General features: G+C 52.5%; 20 protein-coding genes. 5 read left to right on the top strand and 15 right to left on the bottom strand.

Going from position 1 to position 17,933, the window contains the following annotated elements; all coding sequences use genetic code 11:
* The first annotated feature begins 2 nt into the window (after positions 1-2).
* Positions 3-299: a YkvA family protein gene (locus GQ51_RS06395; RefSeq protein ID WP_047551235.1), complete on the top strand. Its 297-nt coding sequence runs from the start codon at positions 3-5 to the stop codon at positions 297-299.
* 118 nt (positions 300-417) lie between these two features.
* Complete coding sequence (ppa, locus tag GQ51_RS06390; RefSeq protein ID WP_047551232.1) at positions 418-966, top strand: inorganic diphosphatase; 549 nt, start codon at positions 418-420, stop codon at positions 964-966.
* Positions 967-1,033: 67 nt separating this feature from the next.
* Here ppa and GQ51_RS06385 read toward each other — a convergent pair whose 3' ends face one another.
* The 3 genes from GQ51_RS06385 to GQ51_RS06375 all read right to left on the bottom strand — a co-directional run bounded on the left by GQ51_RS06385 (position 1,034) and on the right by GQ51_RS06375 (position 4,596).
* Positions 1,034-1,726, bottom strand: a complete 693-nt coding sequence (locus tag GQ51_RS06385) for a VIT1/CCC1 transporter family protein (RefSeq protein WP_047551230.1) — start codon at positions 1,724-1,726, stop codon at positions 1,034-1,036.
* A 137-nt stretch (positions 1,727-1,863) separates the two neighbouring features.
* The gene (locus tag GQ51_RS06380) at positions 1,864-3,891 is read right to left on the bottom strand and encodes a sodium-translocating pyrophosphatase (RefSeq protein WP_047551228.1); all 2,028 of its coding nucleotides are present in this window, start codon (positions 3,889-3,891) and stop codon (positions 1,864-1,866) included.
* Positions 3,892-4,179: 288 nt separating this feature from the next.
* Entirely contained in the window at positions 4,180-4,596 is a 417-nt protein-coding gene (locus tag GQ51_RS06375; protein WP_047551225.1) for a DciA family protein, read from the bottom strand.
* 37 nt (positions 4,597-4,633) lie between these two features.
* Here GQ51_RS06375 and GQ51_RS06370 point away from each other — a divergent pair, with 37 nt between their 5' ends.
* The 3 genes from GQ51_RS06370 to GQ51_RS06360 all read left to right on the top strand — a co-directional run bounded on the left by GQ51_RS06370 (position 4,634) and on the right by GQ51_RS06360 (position 8,788).
* Complete coding sequence (locus GQ51_RS06370; RefSeq protein WP_047551224.1) at positions 4,634-5,596, top strand: M23 family metallopeptidase; 963 nt, start codon at positions 4,634-4,636, stop codon at positions 5,594-5,596.
* Between the two features lie 184 nt (positions 5,597-5,780).
* Positions 5,781-8,504 (top strand): preprotein translocase subunit SecA, encoded by a 2,724-nt coding sequence (gene secA / locus GQ51_RS06365; RefSeq protein ID WP_047551222.1) that lies wholly within the window; start codon positions 5,781-5,783, stop codon positions 8,502-8,504.
* A gap of 86 nt (positions 8,505-8,590) precedes the next feature.
* Positions 8,591-8,788 carry a DUF1289 domain-containing protein gene (locus tag GQ51_RS06360; RefSeq protein ID WP_047551219.1) on the top strand — a complete coding sequence of 66 codons (198 nt, stop codon included), beginning with the start codon at positions 8,591-8,593 and terminating at the stop codon, positions 8,786-8,788.
* Here the strand turns inward: GQ51_RS06360 and GQ51_RS06355 are convergent.
* The 12 genes from GQ51_RS06355 to rsxD are packed head-to-tail and all read right to left on the bottom strand — an operon-like array spanning position 8,785 to position 17,932.
* Positions 8,785-10,317, bottom strand: coding sequence for a bifunctional aminoglycoside phosphotransferase/ATP-binding protein (locus tag GQ51_RS06355; RefSeq protein ID WP_047551216.1), 1,533 nt, complete (start codon positions 10,315-10,317; stop codon positions 8,785-8,787). The genes GQ51_RS06360 and GQ51_RS06355 overlap by 4 nt on opposite strands.
* Before the next feature lie 23 nt (positions 10,318-10,340).
* Positions 10,341-11,093, bottom strand: a complete 753-nt coding sequence (locus GQ51_RS06350) for an HvfC family RiPP maturation protein (RefSeq protein WP_047551213.1) — start codon at positions 11,091-11,093, stop codon at positions 10,341-10,343.
* Positions 11,094-11,104: 11 nt separating this feature from the next.
* On the bottom strand, positions 11,105-12,004 hold the full coding sequence (locus GQ51_RS06345; RefSeq protein ID WP_047551210.1) for an HvfB family MNIO-type RiPP peptide maturase: 900 nt from the start codon (positions 12,002-12,004) through the stop codon (positions 11,105-11,107).
* A gap of 25 nt (positions 12,005-12,029) precedes the next feature.
* Positions 12,030-12,422 carry an HvfA family oxazolone/thioamide-modified RiPP metallophore gene (locus tag GQ51_RS06340; protein ID WP_047551207.1) on the bottom strand — a complete coding sequence of 131 codons (393 nt, stop codon included), beginning with the start codon at positions 12,420-12,422 and terminating at the stop codon, positions 12,030-12,032.
* A gap of 59 nt (positions 12,423-12,481) precedes the next feature.
* Complete coding sequence (locus GQ51_RS06335) at positions 12,482-12,733, bottom strand: zf-HC2 domain-containing protein (protein ID WP_047551203.1); 252 nt, start codon at positions 12,731-12,733, stop codon at positions 12,482-12,484.
* 15 nt (positions 12,734-12,748) lie between these two features.
* The gene (locus GQ51_RS06330; RefSeq protein WP_047551200.1) at positions 12,749-13,303 is read right to left on the bottom strand and encodes a sigma-70 family RNA polymerase sigma factor; all 555 of its coding nucleotides are present in this window, start codon (positions 13,301-13,303) and stop codon (positions 12,749-12,751) included.
* Positions 13,303-13,743 (bottom strand): DUF1841 family protein, encoded by a 441-nt coding sequence (locus GQ51_RS06325; RefSeq protein WP_047551197.1) that lies wholly within the window; start codon positions 13,741-13,743, stop codon positions 13,303-13,305. The genes GQ51_RS06330 and GQ51_RS06325 overlap by 1 nt, the downstream gene beginning before the upstream one ends.
* A 23-nt stretch (positions 13,744-13,766) precedes the next feature.
* Positions 13,767-14,849 carry an FIST C-terminal domain-containing protein gene (locus tag GQ51_RS06320; RefSeq protein ID WP_047551194.1) on the bottom strand — a complete coding sequence of 361 codons (1,083 nt, stop codon included), beginning with the start codon at positions 14,847-14,849 and terminating at the stop codon, positions 13,767-13,769.
* Positions 14,846-15,514 (bottom strand): endonuclease III, encoded by a 669-nt coding sequence (nth, locus tag GQ51_RS06315; protein WP_047551191.1) that lies wholly within the window; start codon positions 15,512-15,514, stop codon positions 14,846-14,848. The genes GQ51_RS06320 and nth overlap by 4 nt, the downstream gene beginning before the upstream one ends.
* A 15-nt stretch (positions 15,515-15,529) precedes the next feature.
* A complete protein-coding gene (locus GQ51_RS06310) occupies positions 15,530-16,213 on the bottom strand; it encodes an electron transport complex subunit E (RefSeq protein WP_047551188.1) in 684 nt (227 codons plus the stop codon).
* A 2-nt stretch (positions 16,214-16,215) separates the two neighbouring features.
* On the bottom strand, positions 16,216-16,902 hold the full coding sequence (rsxG, locus tag GQ51_RS06305; protein WP_047551185.1) for an electron transport complex subunit RsxG: 687 nt from the start codon (positions 16,900-16,902) through the stop codon (positions 16,216-16,218).
* 7 nt (positions 16,903-16,909) lie between these two features.
* A complete protein-coding gene (rsxD, locus tag GQ51_RS06300) occupies positions 16,910-17,932 on the bottom strand; it encodes an electron transport complex subunit RsxD (RefSeq protein WP_047551182.1) in 1,023 nt (340 codons plus the stop codon).
* Between the last annotated feature and the right edge of the window lies 1 nt (position 17,933).

The raw sequence follows: 17,933 nt of genomic DNA, 5'->3' as shown, positions 1-17,933 counted from the left end.
CAATGTCTATCATCAATAAGCTCAAGGCTCTGGGCAGACAGCTGAAGCTGGAGTTGAAGGTGTATCGGCTGGTGTTGAAACATCCGCAGACGCCGTGGGTCGCCAAGTTGTTTTTAGGTTTGGCGGTTGCTTACCTGCTGTTGCCGTTTGATCTTATTCCGGACTTTATCCCTGTGATTGGCCAGCTGGATGACGTTGTCATTATCCCGGTGCTGCTTTATCTGGCGCTGCTATTCATACCGCAGTCGATTATCCAGAGCTGCCGGGAGCAGGTTGAGGCGCAGCTTGACACAAAGTGAAGCCGGCATTAGCAATTTATTACAAGTCTTTTAGTATGCCTTTTGTGCGGACTTGTTATAATTGCGCCTCAAAATCAGTCGTTAATTTATTTAGCAAATTTATATTTAGGAATAAACAATGTCATTGAACCAAGTGCCAACCGGCAAAGATGTCCCGAATGATTTCAATGTGATTATTGAAATCCCGATGCAGGGTGACCCAGTGAAATATGAAGTGGATAAAGAAAGCGGCGCGATTTTTGTAGACCGTTTCATGGGCACTGCCATGCATTACCCAGCGAATTACGGTTATGTGCCGCACACTCTGGCGGATGATGGAGACCCGGTTGACGTGCTGGTGATTACACCGGTGCCGCTGATCCCGGGCGTGGTTGTGCGCTGCCGCCCGATCGGCGTGCTGCTGATGGAAGATGAAGCAGGCCTGGATGCTAAAGTGCTGGCGCTGCCGGTTGATAAAGTGTGCGGTTTGTATACACATCTGAAATCATACAAAGACGTATCAGAAGGCCGCCTGGACATGATTGCGCACTTTTTCGCGCATTATAAAGACCTTGATAAAGGCAAATGGGTAAAAATCAACGGTTGGGGCGATGTAGACCAGGCCAAGAAAGAAATCCTGGATGGCGTTAAAAACTACAATGAAGCAAAAGTAAAACCGGCGTTTTAATTCATATTGGAACGTAAGCAGTAGACATTAAAAAAGGCAGCCCTGGCTGCCTTTTTTAATTCTGGTATCACGCTGCTGCAACGCCAAATAAACTGCCGACAGCAGCGGTGGCTATCATCGCCAGCACGCCCCAGAATGCGACGCGAGAGGCTCCTTTCACCAGGCTGGCACCTCCGGCCTGTGCCGCGAGGCCGCCGAGCGCTGCCAGGAATGCGAGCGATGTCGCCGCAACATATGGGATGGTGCTGGCTGCTGGGGCGAAAAATACCACCAGTAATGGCAAAGCGGCGCCGACCGCGAATGTCGCGGCAGAAGCGAGCGCCGCCTGCACCGGTTTCGCATTCATGGTGTCGGTGATGCCCAGTTCGTCACGCGAATGCGCAGCCAGCGCATCATGTGCGGTAAGCTGCACGGCCACCTGGCGCGCTAACTCCGGCGACAGCCCGCGCAAAGTATAGATTCCGGTCAGTTCATCCAGCTCATGTTCCGGTTGTGTGGCAAGCTCCTCCGTTTCGCGAGCGATGTCTGCGGCTTCGGTATCCGATTGCGAACTGACGGATACATATTCGCCTGCCGCCATCGACATCGCGCCAGATACCAGGCCGGCAACGCCGGTAATCAGGATGGTCTGGTGCGATGCGCCGGCAGAGGCTACGCCGATCAACAGGCTGGCGGTGGAAACGATCCCATCATTGGCACCCAGGACGGCGGCCCGCAGCCAGCCGATGCGATGTGAACGATGATATTCCGAATGCCGCATGCCAGTACCTTTGTGATTGAATTGCGTTAATGATAGCGAATTGCCGAAAGCCGTATTTTAACTGTTTGCCTTGGTTCAGGGGTGTTCATTTTCCATAAAAAAGGCGGCCGCGGCCGCCTCTTGCGTATTATCCAGTGTTACAGCAATGCCACGATCAGCAATGCCACGATGTTGATGATTTTAATCAGCGGGTTAACTGCGGGGCCTGCGGTATCCTTGTAAGGGTCGCCAACGGTGTCGCCGGTAACCGCCGCTTTATGCGCATCAGAGCCTTTGCCGCCGTGGTTGCCGTCTTCGATGTATTTTTTGGCATTGTCCCAGGCGCCGCCGCCGGTACACATGGAGATGGCTACAAATAAGCCAGTTACAATCGTACCCATTAACAAGCCACCAAGTGCGACCGGGCCTAATAACAGGCCTACGGCAACCGGTACCGCCACTGGCAGCAATGATGGAAGCATCATTTCCTTAATGGCTGCCGTGGTCAGCATATCCACGGCTTTACCATACTCAGGCTTAGCCGTGCCTTCCATAATGCCTTTGATGTCACGGAACTGGCGGCGGACTTCTTCAACTACTGCGCCTGCGGCACGGCCAACGGCTTCCATTGCCATCGCCGCAAACAGAAAGGGTATCAGCCCGCCGATAAACAGGCCGATAATGACCATGGGGTCGCTCAAGTCGAACTTGACTGCAATGCCGGCACCTTCCAGTTTGTGCGTATAGTCTGCAAACAGCACCAGTGCAGCTAAGCCGGCGGAGCCAATTGCATAGCCTTTGGTCACCGCTTTGGTGGTGTTGCCAACTGCATCCAGCGGGTCGGTTACATCACGCACGCTACTTGGCAGTTCCGCCATTTCTGCAATGCCGCCTGCGTTGTCGGTAATCGGGCCATAAGCGTCGAGCGCTACCACAATGCCGGCCATGCTCAGCATGGAGGTCGCGGCAATTGCAATGCCGTACAGACCTCCCAGGTGATAGGCTGCCCAGATGGCGATACATACAGACAGCACTGGCAGAGCTGTAGATTTCATTGAAACACCGATACCGGCGATAATGTTGGTGGCATGTCCGGTAGTGGAAGCCTGCGCTACGTGGCGAACCGGAGCATAATCAGTGCCGGTATAGTATTCGGTAATCCAGACTAAAGCTGCGGTGAGCACTAGCCCGACTGCGCATGCGCCAAACATCTGGTTGGCAGAAATCGCTAATTCGCCTGCCGTCACGCCTTGCGGGAACATTTTCATTGTAACCACATAGAACGCACCTAATGAAAGTATGCCGGCAACCGCCAGGCCTTTATACAAAGCCGGCATGACATTTTTCATGCCTGGCGATGCCTTGACGAAAAAGCAGCCGATGATGGAAGCCACGATAGAAACGGCACCCAGTAGTAGCGGGTAAAGTACCCCATTGGCACCGGCTGTTTTAATAAGCAAGCCGCCTAACACCATGGTTGCAATCAATGTGACGGCGTAAGTCTCAAACAGGTCGGCCGCCATGCCTGCGCAGTCACCTACGTTGTCGCCTACGTTATCTGCAATCACAGCCGGGTTGCGCGGATCATCTTCAGGGATACCGGCTTCAACTTTGCCCACCAGATCCGCGCCTACGTCTGCACCCTTGGTGAAGATGCCGCCGCCAAGGCGGGCAAAGATCGAAATCAGGGAGGAGCCGAATGCAAGGCCAATGAGCGGGTCAAGATCAGTTGCAGCCTCGCCGCCCAGGAATGCATAAAAACCGGCAACTCCGAGCAAGCCCAAGCCAACTACCAGCATGCCGGTGATTGCCCCGCCTTTGAATGCAACATCCAATGCCGGGCCTATGCCTTTGGTGGCGGCCTGCGCAGTCCGCACGTTGGCTTTAACCGATACATTCATGCCGATAAACCCGCATGCACCAGACAGCACGGCACCAACCACAAAGCCTATTGCAGTAGTGGCGTTGAGAAAAACGCCAATCAGGATAGCCAGTATGACACCGACAATGGTGATGGTTTTATATTGGCGGGCCAGGTAAGCGGCAGCCCCTTGTTGAATTGCGCCGGCGATTTCCTGCATGCGCGCATTACCGGCGGGTAAACCTGAAATCCATTTGCTCATCACTGCTCCATACAGAACCGCAATAATTGCGGCGCCGATGGCAACCATTAGTTCGACTGACATGACTTCTCCCTATCTATATTTTTATCAATTACGTTACTCAGGAAACTGCTGTAAAACGTCAAAATAAAACTAGTATGTGAAACCAGGTGCAAAACATTCGTTGTTGCTTAAAGCGATATACAGTAAAGCTGAATCGAAGGTGATTAGTGCGGTAAAGCTGAAGTGGCGGCTGATGGCTCCTTATGGTTTCAGAGTGTAAATAAATTGTAACATGCGTGCATTATTGCATTATTAAACAGCCCTCACAATAGAGCCTCTGCCGTGAAAGGCGCGCGTAACAACGCTGTGTCAGTCAGCTGTTTTGCAAAGCTTATCCAGCGCGTCGCCCAATGCCGTGCCTGCCAGTTTTTCGCTGAGCTCTTTCAAGCTGCTGACGGCTGCCGGAGTAAGCTTTCTGGGTGTTTTTCGCCTGGGTTGCGGGCTAGATTTTACTTGCACTTTTACGCGAATTGCAGTAACTTCACACACTTGCTTTTGTAGCTGAATCAATAGACTAGGCAGCAAAAGCTTAATTTTTGCCGCCACCGCGCTGTTGTCGGCATATACGTTTAATTGCTTGTTCTTGATGCTGCCTGCGCGGCTGAATTTAGCCAAGTTATCCGGGGCGATTGCATTCCAGATTTTTTGTGCATCCTGAGTTTCCTGCGTGCGCATGTGCAGCGCGTTAAGTTCAGGATTTTTAAGCAATGTATTGAATCGTTGCATGGCTGTTTATCTAATGCCTGTAATGATCAGGGGTAGTATGAATATCATTTTAGTCTCAAATAACATGGCGAAAGCAAAAACGCTTTCTGTGCTGCAAGTGAGTGTGGCCTTGGCAGCGCTGATGTTTTTGTCGGTTCTGATCGCCATGGTGCTCATTGTGCCACAGCAGCCAAGCGCACAACAGGGTGCAAAGTCATTAATACCGAACCATTTGCGATTTTCTTTTAATAATCCGCAAAAACATCTTGATGCCTATGCATTGCAGCTGGGCGAGCTGCAGGCGCGCATGATGCAGCTGGATGCGCAAAGCGAACGGCTGGCGAAACTGGCAGGGGAAAAAAGTCTGGCGCAGGATAATGCAACCGGCCGTGCGAAACCATCCAAGGCTGCGCCCAGGACTGAGGCTAAGCCTGAGCTAGGCAGCCCGGTTTCCAGCCTGCCCGGCACTGCTAATCTAGGTGGTCCGCTGGTCAGGAGCGGGCCGTTATCGGAAGCGGAATTGCAGGCGAAGATTGCCGAATTGATGGATAGGATTGAATCCAGTACCGAGCAGTTCAGCAGTATTGAAGCAAAGCTACTGCAGCAAAGCGTATTGAAAGACACCTTGCCAAACAGCAGCCCGGTCGCTGCGGCATTCAATTCATCAAGTTTTGGCTGGCGTATAGACCCTTTTAATGGGCATAAAGCGTTTCATGAAGGACTGGATTTTACGGCTGCGATGGGCACGCCTATCTTTGCAGCGGCAGGCGGCATCGTGTCAACTGCCGAGCAGACCCCTGATTATGGTAAACTTGTAAAAATTGATCATGGATCCGGCCTGGAAACACGCTATGCCCATGCTTCCAGGCTGTATGTCAGGGCTGGTGAGCGTGTAGAAAAAGGCCAGAAAATCGCAGAAGTGGGCAGTACCGGGCGATCAACCGGGCCACACCTGCATTATGAAATCAGGTTGGCGGGTAATCCTCTGGATCCAAGGAAATATCTAAAAGCAAGCAATTGACAGTATAGGTAATACATATAGTTTATAGGCACAGTAATCCAGAAGGCAGAAGCAAGCGCAGCTAAATCAGATTCATTAAATTTAGTATGTTTAATTTTTCTCCGGTATTTCACAATTACAATCCCATAATCGATTCATACACTAACCACAAAGTTTTATCCTCTAGCGGAAAGTCACTCATTTCATGATCTCCACGTTGTTCAAAAAATTATTCGGTAGCCGTAATGAAAGGCTTGTTAAACAATATGCGCAGAAGGTTCAGCAGATCAATGCACTAGAGCCGGCAATGCAGGCGCTGAGCGATGAGGCGCTCAGGGCTAAAACCGAGGAATTCAAACAACGTTACACCAATGGCGAAAGCCTGGAAAAACTGCTGCCGGAAGCCTTCGCAGTGGTGCGTGAGGGCAGTCGCCGTGCTTTGGGCATGCGCCATTTTGATGTGCAGCTCATCGGCGGCATGGTGCTGAATGCAGGAAAAATCGCTGAGATGCGCACCGGTGAAGGCAAGACTTTGGTGGCAACATTGCCGGCTTACCTGAATGCCTTAAGCGGCAAAGGCGTGCATGTGATTACCGTGAATGATTACCTGGCGAAGCGTGACGCGGAGTGGATGGGCAGGCTGTATAACTTTTTAGGTTTGTCGATCGGCATCAACCTGTCGCAAATGACAAGTGAAGCCAAGCGCCTGGCCTATGCGGCCGATATCACTTATGGCACCAATAATGAGTACGGGTTTGATTACCTGCGCGATAACATGGTGTACGGCGCTGAAGAACGTGTACAGCGCGGCCTGAATTATGCGCTGATTGATGAGGTCGACTCTATTCTGATCGACGAGGCACGGACGCCTTTGATTATTTCAGGTCAGGCCGATGATAGCGTTGCCTTGTATACCCAGATCGACGCCGTAGCGGCAAGACTGGTTGCGCAGAAAGAAGAAGAAGGCGAAGGCGATTTCTGGGTAGATGAAAAAGCCCAGAACGTCGTGATGTCCGAGCAGGGACATGAGCATGCTGAAGCCTTGCTGGCACAAGCTGGCCTGCTGGCGGAAGGTTCCAGCTTGTATGAGGCTTCCAACATTACACTGGTGCATCACCTGTACGCATCGCTGCGTGCGCGTAACCTTTATCATAGAGACCAGCATTATGTCGTGCGCGATGGCGAAATTGTGATCGTGGATGAATTTACCGGCCGTATGATGGCTGGCCGCCGCTGGTCTGACGGTTTGCATCAGGCGGTAGAGGCGAAAGAAGGCGTGGAGATCCAGAAAGAGAATCAGACGCTTGCATCGATTACTTTCCAGAACTATTTCCGTATGTATGCGAAGCTTTCAGGCATGACAGGTACCGCTGATACCGAGGCGTACGAGTTCAACCAGATCTATGGCCTGGAAACCGTAGTGATCCCGACGCACCGCCCGATGCAGCGCAAGGATGCGATGGATAAGGTTTACCGCACTGCCCGCGAGAAATATGCGGCAGTGATCGAAGATATTAAAGGCTGTCAGAGCCGCGGCCAGCCTGTGCTGGTGGGTACCACTTCAATTGAAAACTCCGAGCTGATTTCACAATTGCTGACAGAGGCTAAGCTGGAACATCAGGTCTTGAATGCGAAACAGCATGAGCGCGAGGCGCAGATCATTGTGCAAGCTGGCCGCCCGGGCGTGATCACGATTGCGACCAATATGGCTGGCCGTGGTACCGATATCGTACTTGGCGGCAATCCTGAGCCGGAAATTGCGCAGGTTGAAGCGGATGCAACTTTGACTGAAGCTCAAAAAGCTGCACGTATCGAACAAATCAAAGCGGATTGGAAAATACGCCACAACGGCGTATTGGCCGCCGGTGGCTTACATATCGTGGGCACGGAACGTCATGAATCGCGCCGCGTGGATAACCAGCTGCGCGGCCGTTCCGGTCGCCAGGGTGATGCGGGTTCCAGTCGTTTTTATCTTTCACTTGAAGATCAGTTGCTGCGTATTTTTGCTTCAGACCGCGTATCGGCCATCATGGGTAAGCTGAACATGCCGGATGGCGAAGCGATCGAGCACCCTTGGGTAACACGGGCGATTGAAAATGCGCAGCGCAAAGTCGAAGGCCGTAACTTTGATATCCGTAAACAGCTGCTTGAATATGATGACGTAGCGAATGACCAGCGCAAGGTCGTGTATGAACAGCGCAATGAGCTGCTGGAAGCCACCGATGTGGGCAGCACCATTGCTGCGATGCGTGAAGATGTATTGCTCAATATGATCGCAACGCACATTCCGCCAGGCAGCGTTGAAGAGCAGTGGGATGTGCCTGCCCTTGAGCGTGAACTTAAAGCCGAGACCGGCCTTGAGCTGCCGTTGCAGAAAATGCTGGAAGACAATCCGGATATTCATGAAGAAACGCTGCGCGACTTCATTCTTGCCGAGGCCAGCAAAGCCTATGCTGAGAAAGAAAAGCAGGCCAGCCCTGAGATCCTGCGCCAGTTCGAGCGCTCGGTCATGCTGCAGAGCGTGGATAACCACTGGCGCGAGCATTTGTCAGCGCTGGACCATTTGCGTCAGGGTATTCATTTACGTTCCTATGCGCAGAAAAACCCTAAGCAGGAATATAAGCGCGAGGCATTTGAATTGTTTGAAGGCCTGCTGAACACCATTAAAACCGAAGTGACCAAAGTGACCATGCTGGTGCAGGTGAAAACAGAAGCCGACGTGGAAGCGGTTGACAGGCCGGTGGAAGTGGAAAACGTGCAATACCAGCATGCCGATTACAATGAAGCGCTGGGCACAAGCGCTGCCGACGATGACGCCGCTTCAGCTTCGCAGCCTATGGTACGTGAGGGTATCAAGGTCGGCCGTAATGATCCTTGCCCATGCGGTTCCGGCAAGAAATATAAACAGTGCCATGGTGTGTTAAGTTAATGGCGTGTTAAGTTAATGGTGTATTGAGTTAAACTGTATTGATTTAATACGGAATAGGGATATCAATCTTTTTTAAGCGGAATAGCATGTCAGAAATTACACAGGAAGAAGTTCAGTCTCCCTGCATCGGTGTATGCAGTATTGATGAAACCTCTGGCTACTGCCAGGGGTGTTATCGTACGATTGAGGAAATCAAAGGCTGGTGGGATATGAGCCCGCCGCAACAAGGCAAGCTGGTTGCCGATCTGGAACAGCGCCAGAATCAGGCGATCAGTTTCGATTAATGATGCGGCAAGCTGCTGTGCTCCAGCAGCTTGGCCAAAGCATCTTCTGCGCAGGTATCGATCCGGATGGTCTCGCCGGCCTCGGCGGCTGACAGTGCCTGTGCAGTTTCAAGCTGATGTTCCAGAACCGCCAATGTCGCTTCTGATGCATCGTTCCCGGATTGCTGCCGGTTGCTGATGCGCTGCTTCAACTCCTGCACCGGCGCGTGGAAATCCAATATCACAAAAGCCAGCTGTTTTTTCGCAGCCAGCTCTGCAAATAGGCCGCGCTGGCTGGCTTGTAAGAAAGCCGCATCGATCAGCACCGTAAAACCAGCATCCAGAATTGATGATGCGAGCTCGGCCAGCCTGAGATAAACAAGCTGCACGTTTTCCGCCGTGTATACACCTTCATTCACCGAATTACCTGCATTTTTTGCGGAGACCAGGCGTTTGCGCTCAACATCCGAACGCAGGTGTATCATGCCCAGGCGTTCTGCAAGCTGGCAGCTGAATGTCGATTTTCCGGAGCCTGAGTAGCCATGCGTAATTAACAGCCTGGGTGCCGCCGGCCGACTGTATTTTGCGGCAAGCCCTGCGTAATTTTCCGCTTCATGCAGATCCTGCTGTTTTTTATGCTGCTGCCAGCGCAGCAGCGCTACCTTGCATCGCACCAATGCCCGATATACCAGGTAATAAGGTAATAAAGTGATGCCGGCATAATCGCCGTTCCTGCTCAGGTAACGGTTAAGGAAACGGTAGGCGAACTGGTTAAGGCCGCGTTGCTGCAGATCCATGACTACAAAGGCAATTTCGCTGATCACGTCGATCCAGTGCAGGCCGGGGTTGAATTCAATGCCATCGAACGGGGTGACCTTGTGATTGATCAGCGTGATGTTGCCCAGGTGCAGGTCACCGTGGCATTCGCGTATAAAGCCGTTCTTCTTGCGCAGTTCCATCAACCCTGCGTATTTCAGCAATGCCTGGTCGCCCCAGTGCGCCAATCCGGATATCTGCTCGAGAAGTTTTCCGTGATGGACCAAGGGTCGGATATTGGTGACGTTGCCTTGGAACCAATGGTGGATTTCCTGCGGGGTACCGAAATGGTCATTGGCGGTATCGGCTCTTGCACTGTGATGAAAATCGGCGGTCAGGTCGGCCAGCTGGTCTATCATGCCGCAGCTGAGACGGCCCTGGTCTGCGAGATGGCTTAGTAGCTGGTTACCGTCGAATTGCTTCATGCGTACGGCGTATTCGATGATTTCGCCGCTGCCATCCACTTTCGGGGCCTGCGGTGAGCCGGTTATCGGCACAACGTCCAGGTAAAGGCCGGGCGCGAAACGGCTGTTAAAACGCAGCTCTTCCAGGCAATAGAAATGCCGTTTCTTCAGGGTAGAGAAGTCAAGGAAATCAAAGCGGATGTTTTTCTTGATTTTGTAGGCAAAGCGGCCTGTCAGCAGCACCCATGAAATGTGGGTTTCAATCAGTTCAATGTTGGATACCGGGTGCGGATAAGCCGCTGGGTCCAGTAAAGCTTGAATTAAACTCAAGGCAGCACCTCTGCGATATGGTTTTAATCCTGCGTGCCGATAATCACGCCCTGACTTCTGAGGTCTTCCAGTATGGACAGCCCGAACTCAATGATACTCTCTGGCTGGGGATGTTGTAACTCATTTGCGAGTAAAGTGAGTGCCTGCCTGCCGCTGAGCGGCTGATCCTGCAGCAGGGAGATCAGGCGGTAGGTAACAGCATTCAGTTCTATGAACTTTACATGATCGTCTGCGTTGCGGAACACCAGCAGCTGGGTGCTTTCCGGTTGCCGGGGTTTGTGGCGCGGTGAAATCCTGTGTACTGCGTATTCATAATTGAGCAGTTGCATCGATGGTGAGAAAACCGGCCTGCCATGTCCCAGGTCGACAGCCGGCTGCGCTTCTTGTATAACGGCAGCCGCGGCCGAAGCTACCGATAACTCCACCCATTCGTAATGGCACAGGCTGATGAAGTAAGGCGGAAGCTGCTGCAACCCGGGTGCGGGCAATTGCAGAAACTCGATAAATTGTGCAGGAATGCTGCGGAACAATGGGTCGTTGGCGGAATAATCACGCATGAAGGCCTGGTTCAGCTTTAACCAGCGGCGTTTGCCAAGCACTTTGCGCGCAACCGGAAAACAGGCGGAAACCGATTCGAATAAATTATTGAATACGATTTCTTCATACACCGCCATGCGCTCATCCGGAACGCCTGCAAGCGGGGGCTGGTTCTGCGGGTCGCGCAGCCGGGCCGTGAATGCCAGTTGATAACGCTGAAAGCCTGCTAGCTCTGCCATGATAGTGCGTTTTAGCCTGTCATCAGTTCTGCTGCGTGCTGAAATGCAGTAGAACGCTGGCTGGCCTTGCTCTGGTAGTCGGCAATCTTGTCGATTTCATGCATTAATACGCCGAGCGGCGGTATGTTGTTGTCGCGTTCCAGTAATGTAGGGAAGGCGCCAAATAGCCGATAAGCGTCTTCCAGCAAGTCCCAGACCGGGTCGATGACGTTTTCCCCGTGGGTGTCGACCAGCAGGTTCGGCGTTTGGCGGTAATGCCCGGCCATATGGCTGTAAATAATGCGCTCGCCCGGAATATGGCGCAGGAACGCATGCGGGTCAAAGCCGAAATTGACGCTGTTGACGTAGATGTTGTTGATGTCGAGGTGAAGCAGGCAGTCGGCCTCGGTGATGACTGCATTGATGAAGTCGATCTCGCTCATTTCGGAAATCGGTGCGGCCACGTAAAACGAGGCATTTTCAACCCCTATGCGCTGTCCCAGGATATCCTGGGTCTGGCGTATGCGCTGCGCCACATAATGCACGGCTTCTTCGGTGAACGGAATCGGCAGCAGGTCGTAAAGATAGCCCTGCCTGCCTTTGAAGCCATCGGTGCAGTAGCTTAAATGCTCGGTATACACCGGTATCTTGTATTGGTGCAGGAATGCCCTGACCTGTTGCAGGAAATCCACATTAAGCGGGCTCAGCCCGCCTAATGAAAGGCATAGGCCATGGCATACCACAGGGTAGCGCTCTACGAACCAGTCCAGCTGCCTGGCGGCTTTGCTGCCGGCACTGATCCAGTTTTCCGGCGCAATTTCCACAAAGTGGATATTGGCTAACTGTTCCTGTCCGTACAGTGACTGGATCTGGGGTATCAGCTCACGCTTGAGCCCCAGACCCGTGCCTTGTATCTGGCTGATGGTTGCCATGGGTGGTTAACGCTGAAGGTGCCGCTTATTTTTTGTCGCCGCCGCATTTACCCTCGTGGGCTTTTTCTGCGCTGCATTTGCCTTCAGCTGCCTTGTCGCCGCCACATTTACCTTCGTGGGCCTTTTCTGCACTGCATTTGCCTTCGGCGGCTTTCTCTCCGCCGCATTTGCCTTCCTTCGCTTTTTCGGCGCTGCATTTGCCTTCAGCCACTTTTTCGGATTTTTTCATGTTGGCGCCGCATTTACCGGTGCCACATTTGCCATCCTTGATTTTTGTGCTGCTGTCAGCCACCTGGTAGCCATTCGAGAGGGATTTCATCACGAATGGGTTTTCTGCTGCATTGACGGTTGCCGCAGCGATAGAAAGCGCAAAAGCGCCGCCGATAGCAAGGGAGATCGATTTCTGAGTTTTGTTCATTTTAAATTCCTTAAATATAATTAAAGACAAGCAGGGTTTGAGTCGGCAGGTTCGGCAATTTATTCCTGATCAGGTTCAATCGTATGCAGAATCCTGTTTTTTACTTCCAGCGGTAATTTGATAGTGCTGTCCTGTTCTATGCCATACCTGATCCGGTGCAGGGCCGTACGCAACATCATCAGCTGGCGCTTGAACTGTGTGCATGGATCGCATATTAAAAGATGCAGCCTGAGCAGTATCTTTTCCGGCAACGACAGCGGACGGTCTAAAGATTGTGAAATGAGCCTGCTGGCTTGTTTACAGGTAAACATGCTATTTCCCGTCACCTATGACCAGTTTAACTCTAAACATTTCCTTAATCCCATCCGTGCTCTATACAGCATTACCCAGGCATTGGTCGCGGTAATGTCGAGTTCCTTACAAATATTTTCATTCTCCAGTTCATGTACGTCACGCAGCATGAAAATGGCTTTTAATTTCTTGGGTAGTTTGCTCAGGCACTCGTCAAGCACAGCCAGGAACTGTTTTTGTTCAAGCGCGTTGTCCGGCATGTCCAGCGTCTGCGGTTTGTCGAGCCAGTGGCCGGAGTTGTCGAAAAAATCATCCATGCTGTGTTCGGCAGCATCAAGGTCAACGAGATCCGAGACCGGCTGTTCGCGTATCTGTTTACGCTGTAAATCAATGATCTTGTGCTTCAGTATGCCGGTAAGCCAGGTTCTTGCTGAAGAATCGCCTTCAAAACTATTGTTTCTGATGGCAGCGAGCATCGTTTCCTGCACGGCATCTTCGGCAAGATGCTGATCCCTTAATCTTGCCAGCGCAAAGCGATACAGGTAATCGCCATGCGCATTGAGCCAGTCGTTGAGATTGTTTTCCGCCACTATGCCTTTCCAACTCTTTCATTCAGCAGCCCAAGATAATGGGCTGAATCCAATGGGATGTTATTTCGCTGTGAATGCCAGATGGTTTCTGCCAGGCATTCCAGCAGGTCATGCTGTGCACTGTGCCTGTCACCATATTTTTCGACTAATGTAGCATAGACTTGACTGATGCCGATAGGCTGATTGATGCTGATCTGCTCAATCACCGACAGATGCAGGCTGATATGCAGGAACGGATTGGTTTCGCCCATCTCGGGAAAGTACTGCTGGCTCATATAGCGTTCGGGCGCGTCCAGTATCGCATGGTATTCAGGGTGCATCTGTATGACTTCAACTGCAATTTTCTCCAGGTCCGTCAGTGCCGAGTTCTGTTTGAATTTGGCCCATGCATCAAATAGGAATTGGCGCGCCTGGTCTCGGCTTGGATTGTATAAGCTCATATTAAGTCTTGAATACCGTTAATTTATGCGGTTGAAAATAAGGAAAGTACTGCCGAGTAAGGTAAAAGGCGGTTATTGCCATTGATATAGGCAATTTCACCATTGCCGTAAAAGCCTAATACCGGCATGCCGGGAAAAGCTTTGGTAATGACTTTGAGGTCGCGGTCTACGCCATCGTAAAAATACGGCCCTCTACCCAGGCAGGAAAACATCAGCCCGAAACCGGGCTTGCTGCCAAGTGCGCCGGTCAGGCTGTCTGCCAGTATTGCAATGTCGGCTTCCGCAACCTCGGTGGCGCGTAAAGACCAGCTCAGGAACTGGCCTGCCTGCAGTGGCTGTGCCAGGGTGATGCTGCCGTCAGCCTCATCGCAGCTGATGACGGTGGTCTGGTTGAAATTGCCTGCCGTGATGGCTTCTGCGCTATCGGCATATAAAGCGATGATGAGATGCAGCGGCACGGCTTCATCACTTCTGCTGTGTGATTTCCAGGCTTTTTGCAGCCCGTTCAGCGCTGGCTGCTGGTTGAGTTGCAGCAGGTCGAATTGTTCTATTTGCTGGATCTGCTGCGGCTGCGTCAGCAACTGCACGCCGTGGGAAGTTCCGGTAGCCACTTTGACGCCGGAAAAAAATGCTTCGACATAGCCTGATACCTCACCTTTGGCATTCTGCCATACGGAAAACGGGCCCTGACCTATGGCGTCTCCCGATACGCCGCCATAACGCTGCCTGCTGTTGCTGAGCCAGATACTGTTGATGGCGTTGGGTGCGGTAAGCGTGAGCAGCGGCTGGTTGCTGGTGTTCCTGTTCGGTAATTCCAGTGAGACACTGTCACCAAAAACCATCGCCGCCGCGGCCGGGGCATCCAGCACCCAGTCTTCTTCGGTGAAGATACCGGTTGCGGAGCAGCCCATGACCTGCATGCAGTTAGCCGCTTTGGCAGCGGCTTTGATGGCCTGCTGCGGATTGCCGGCAAATTCGGATGTGAGCAGGAGCAGCACGCTGTTTGCAATGCTGATGTCAGCCTTCTGCATGGCATTGGTAACTGCTTGTGCCGCCAGGTCAGCGGAAGCCTCTTTGCCCAGCACGATGCTGGTCGCGACTTTCATGCCTGACCCCGTGGGGCGCTGTCAGGCGCCGGGTTGAATTCTTTTGCCTTGTATTCGCATAGGTCGGCAATGCAGCATTGGCCGCATTTTGGCTTGCGCGCTGTACAGGTATAACGGCCATGCAGGATCAGCAGGTGATGTGCATCCTGCATGAATTCTTTAGGAATGGTTTTGAGATATTTGTTTTCGACTTCAAGTACGGTTTTGCCGGGGGCGAGGTTAATGCGGTTCCCCAGCCTGAACAAATGGGTGTCTACGGCTATCGTGGGCTCGCCAAAAGCGGTGTTCAGGATGACATTGGCGGTTTTACGGCCAACGCCCGGCAGCGCCTCCAGCGCGGCACGGCGACCGGGAACCTGTGACTGATGTTCGGTGATGAGTTTCTGGCAGGTCAGCAGAATGTTTTTGGCCTTTGAGTGATAAAGGCCAATCGACTTGATATAGCTTTCCAGTCCATGCAGGCCAAGTGCAAGTATTGCTTCCGGCGTATTGGCAACGCTGAACAGTTTGTCTGTAGCGATATTGACGCCTTTATCCGTGGCCTGTGCCGACAGGATGACCGCAATCAGCAGCTCGAAGGTGCTGCTGTGCTTGAGTTCGGTAGTCGGGTTGGGAATTGCAACGCTTAGGCGTCTGAAGATTTCAAGGCGTTGCTGGGCATTCATAAATCAAGGGCGGTATCAGTGATTGAGCGCAGGCTCAAGATTGTCTTGCGGCGTGTCCGTTTTCTTTGAATTCCTGACTTCTGCCCAATTGCGTAACGCAACCAGCATACCCAACCCCAGAAACGCCCCCGGCGGCAATACTGCCAACAGGAATCCATGGTAATCAGGAACGACGGTCAGCACGAATTGCTTGGCTGCCGGCCCAAATACCAGGTCCAGCCCGGAGAATAGCGTGCCTTTGCCGAAAATCTCGCGCACGCCGCCGAGCAGGCCGAGCACCAGCGTGCCGCCTATGCCCATCATGAAGCCGTCCAGCACTGATGGCACAAAGGTGTTTTTGGCCGCAAAAGATTCAACGCGAGCCAATACGATACAATTCACGACAATCAGCGGAATGAAGATGCCCAGTACTTTGTGCAGGGGTTGGGCAAAAGCGTTGATCGACATGTCGATGATGCTGACCAGCGCCGCGATGACCAGGATAAACACCGGCACGCGGATTTCGCTGGGCACCAGCTTGCGCACCGGTGAAACAGCACCGTTTGATGCAGCCATGACCAAAGCGGTTGCCAGCCCCAAACTGATGCCATTGACGGCGGTGGTAGTGACTGCCAGGGTAGGGCACAGACCCAGTAGCTGCACGACGCCGGGATTCTGTTTCCACAGCGCGTTAACGGTGATTTCTTTATAGTTACTCATGCTTAATCCTTATGCCCGGATGAGGGTTCTGATGATGGCTGCTGTTCCTGTTGCAGCACATGCCGGTTCTGTTCATAGAACTGCAATGCTTTTGCAACCGCTTTTACAACCGCGCGCGGCGTAATGGTTGCACCCACCATGTAATCGAACTTGCCGCCGTCTTTTTTGACTTTCCATTGTTCGGCAGGTGTTTTTTCGACAGATTCATGATCGAATAGTTTTATCCAGTTGCCATGCGCGATGTCAATGTAATCACCCAAGCCCGGGGTTTCTTTATGGGCAAGCACGCGCACGCCGCTCACGGTACCGTCGGCACGGATCGCGATCAGCAGTTTAATGTCGCCGCTGTATCCGTCATGGGCGATCGCCTCCAGTATGACCGCTGCGAATTTATGATCCTGTTTTGCGATATAGGCTTTGCTCGGGGTTTTGTTGCCCAGCAAGTCATTAGGCGCGATCTCGACCACATTCTTTAACAGGCTGTCATCATCCTTGCTGTTAGCGTTGCCGTAGTAATGTTCATCCGGCAGGATCTGCCTGAATAGCGCCAGCCGTGCTTCGGCTTCGCTTTTTTCGATAGGCTCGCGTGTAATATTGAATACGTAGGCGAGCAGTGCTGTGCCGATCAGGGCAAAAGCCACCATGGTAACGGCAGTGACAGAAGTATGTTTGAAAACGGTATCTGACATATGTGGTTTAGTTCTTAGTATGGCCAAAAACACGCGGCTGTGTATGTGCATCAATCAGAGATACGCACATGTTCATGAGCAGTACGGCAAAAGCGACGCCATCCGGGTAGCCGCCATAAACGCGAATCAGGTACGTCAGTATGCCAACGCCGGCGGCGAAATACAGCTTGCCGCGCGGTGTGGTCGGGCCGCTGATCGGGTCTGTGATGATAAAGAAAGCGCACAGCATCGAGGCGCCGCTCATCAAATGAAACAGCGGGTCTGCAAAATGCGCCGGGTTAAGCGTATAAAAGATCAGCGACATTGCAGCCAGCGCCCCCAGGAAAGCCGTAGGCAGATGCCAGCTGATGATACGCTGCTGCAGCAGGTAAAGGCCGCCAAGCAGATACGCTGCGGTGACGAGCTCGCCGCCTTTGGCTCCCCAGGTGCCGAAGATTGGTGCCTGCGTGATGCCGTGAACCTCATGTTTGAGCATGAGCTGCGTCTTTAAGTAGTCCAATGGTGTCGCCGAAGTCACGGCGTCCATTTTTACATTTGCAGGCAGGGCATTGCCGAAAATGAACTGCAGCTGATCCATGAAACCCAGTTTTGTCTGCGCCAGCACTAAAGGCGCCGGCCATTTGGTCATGATGATCGGAAAAGAAATCAGCAATACTGCATAGCCGACCATGGCCGGGTTGAATGGGTTGTAGCCGAGCCCGCCGTACAACTGCTTGGCAATCACGATTGCGAAAAACGTACCTACCACAACCAGCCACCAGGGCGCCAATGGCGGCAATGCCAGTGCCAGCAGCCAGGCAGTGACCACTGCGCTCAGGTCTGACAGGTAAGGACGGATCGGGCGCTGGCGCAGTTTCAGTAAAGCGGCTTCTGAAACAAGCGCTGTGATGGTCGCCAGGGATATGGTGACCAGTATCCCGCCGCCATAGATCCATACGTAGGCAAAAATACCCGGGATAAGGGCCAGCAGTACTTTCAGCATGATGATGCTGACGGTAGGTGCGTTGGTGATGTAAGGTGAACGGTTCAAG

It is taken from the genome of Methylotenera sp. G11 (assembly GCF_000799735.1).
Classification (GTDB): Bacteria; Pseudomonadota; Gammaproteobacteria; order Burkholderiales; family Methylophilaceae; genus Methylotenera.
This window is presented reverse-complemented; position numbering and strand designations above follow the sequence as displayed.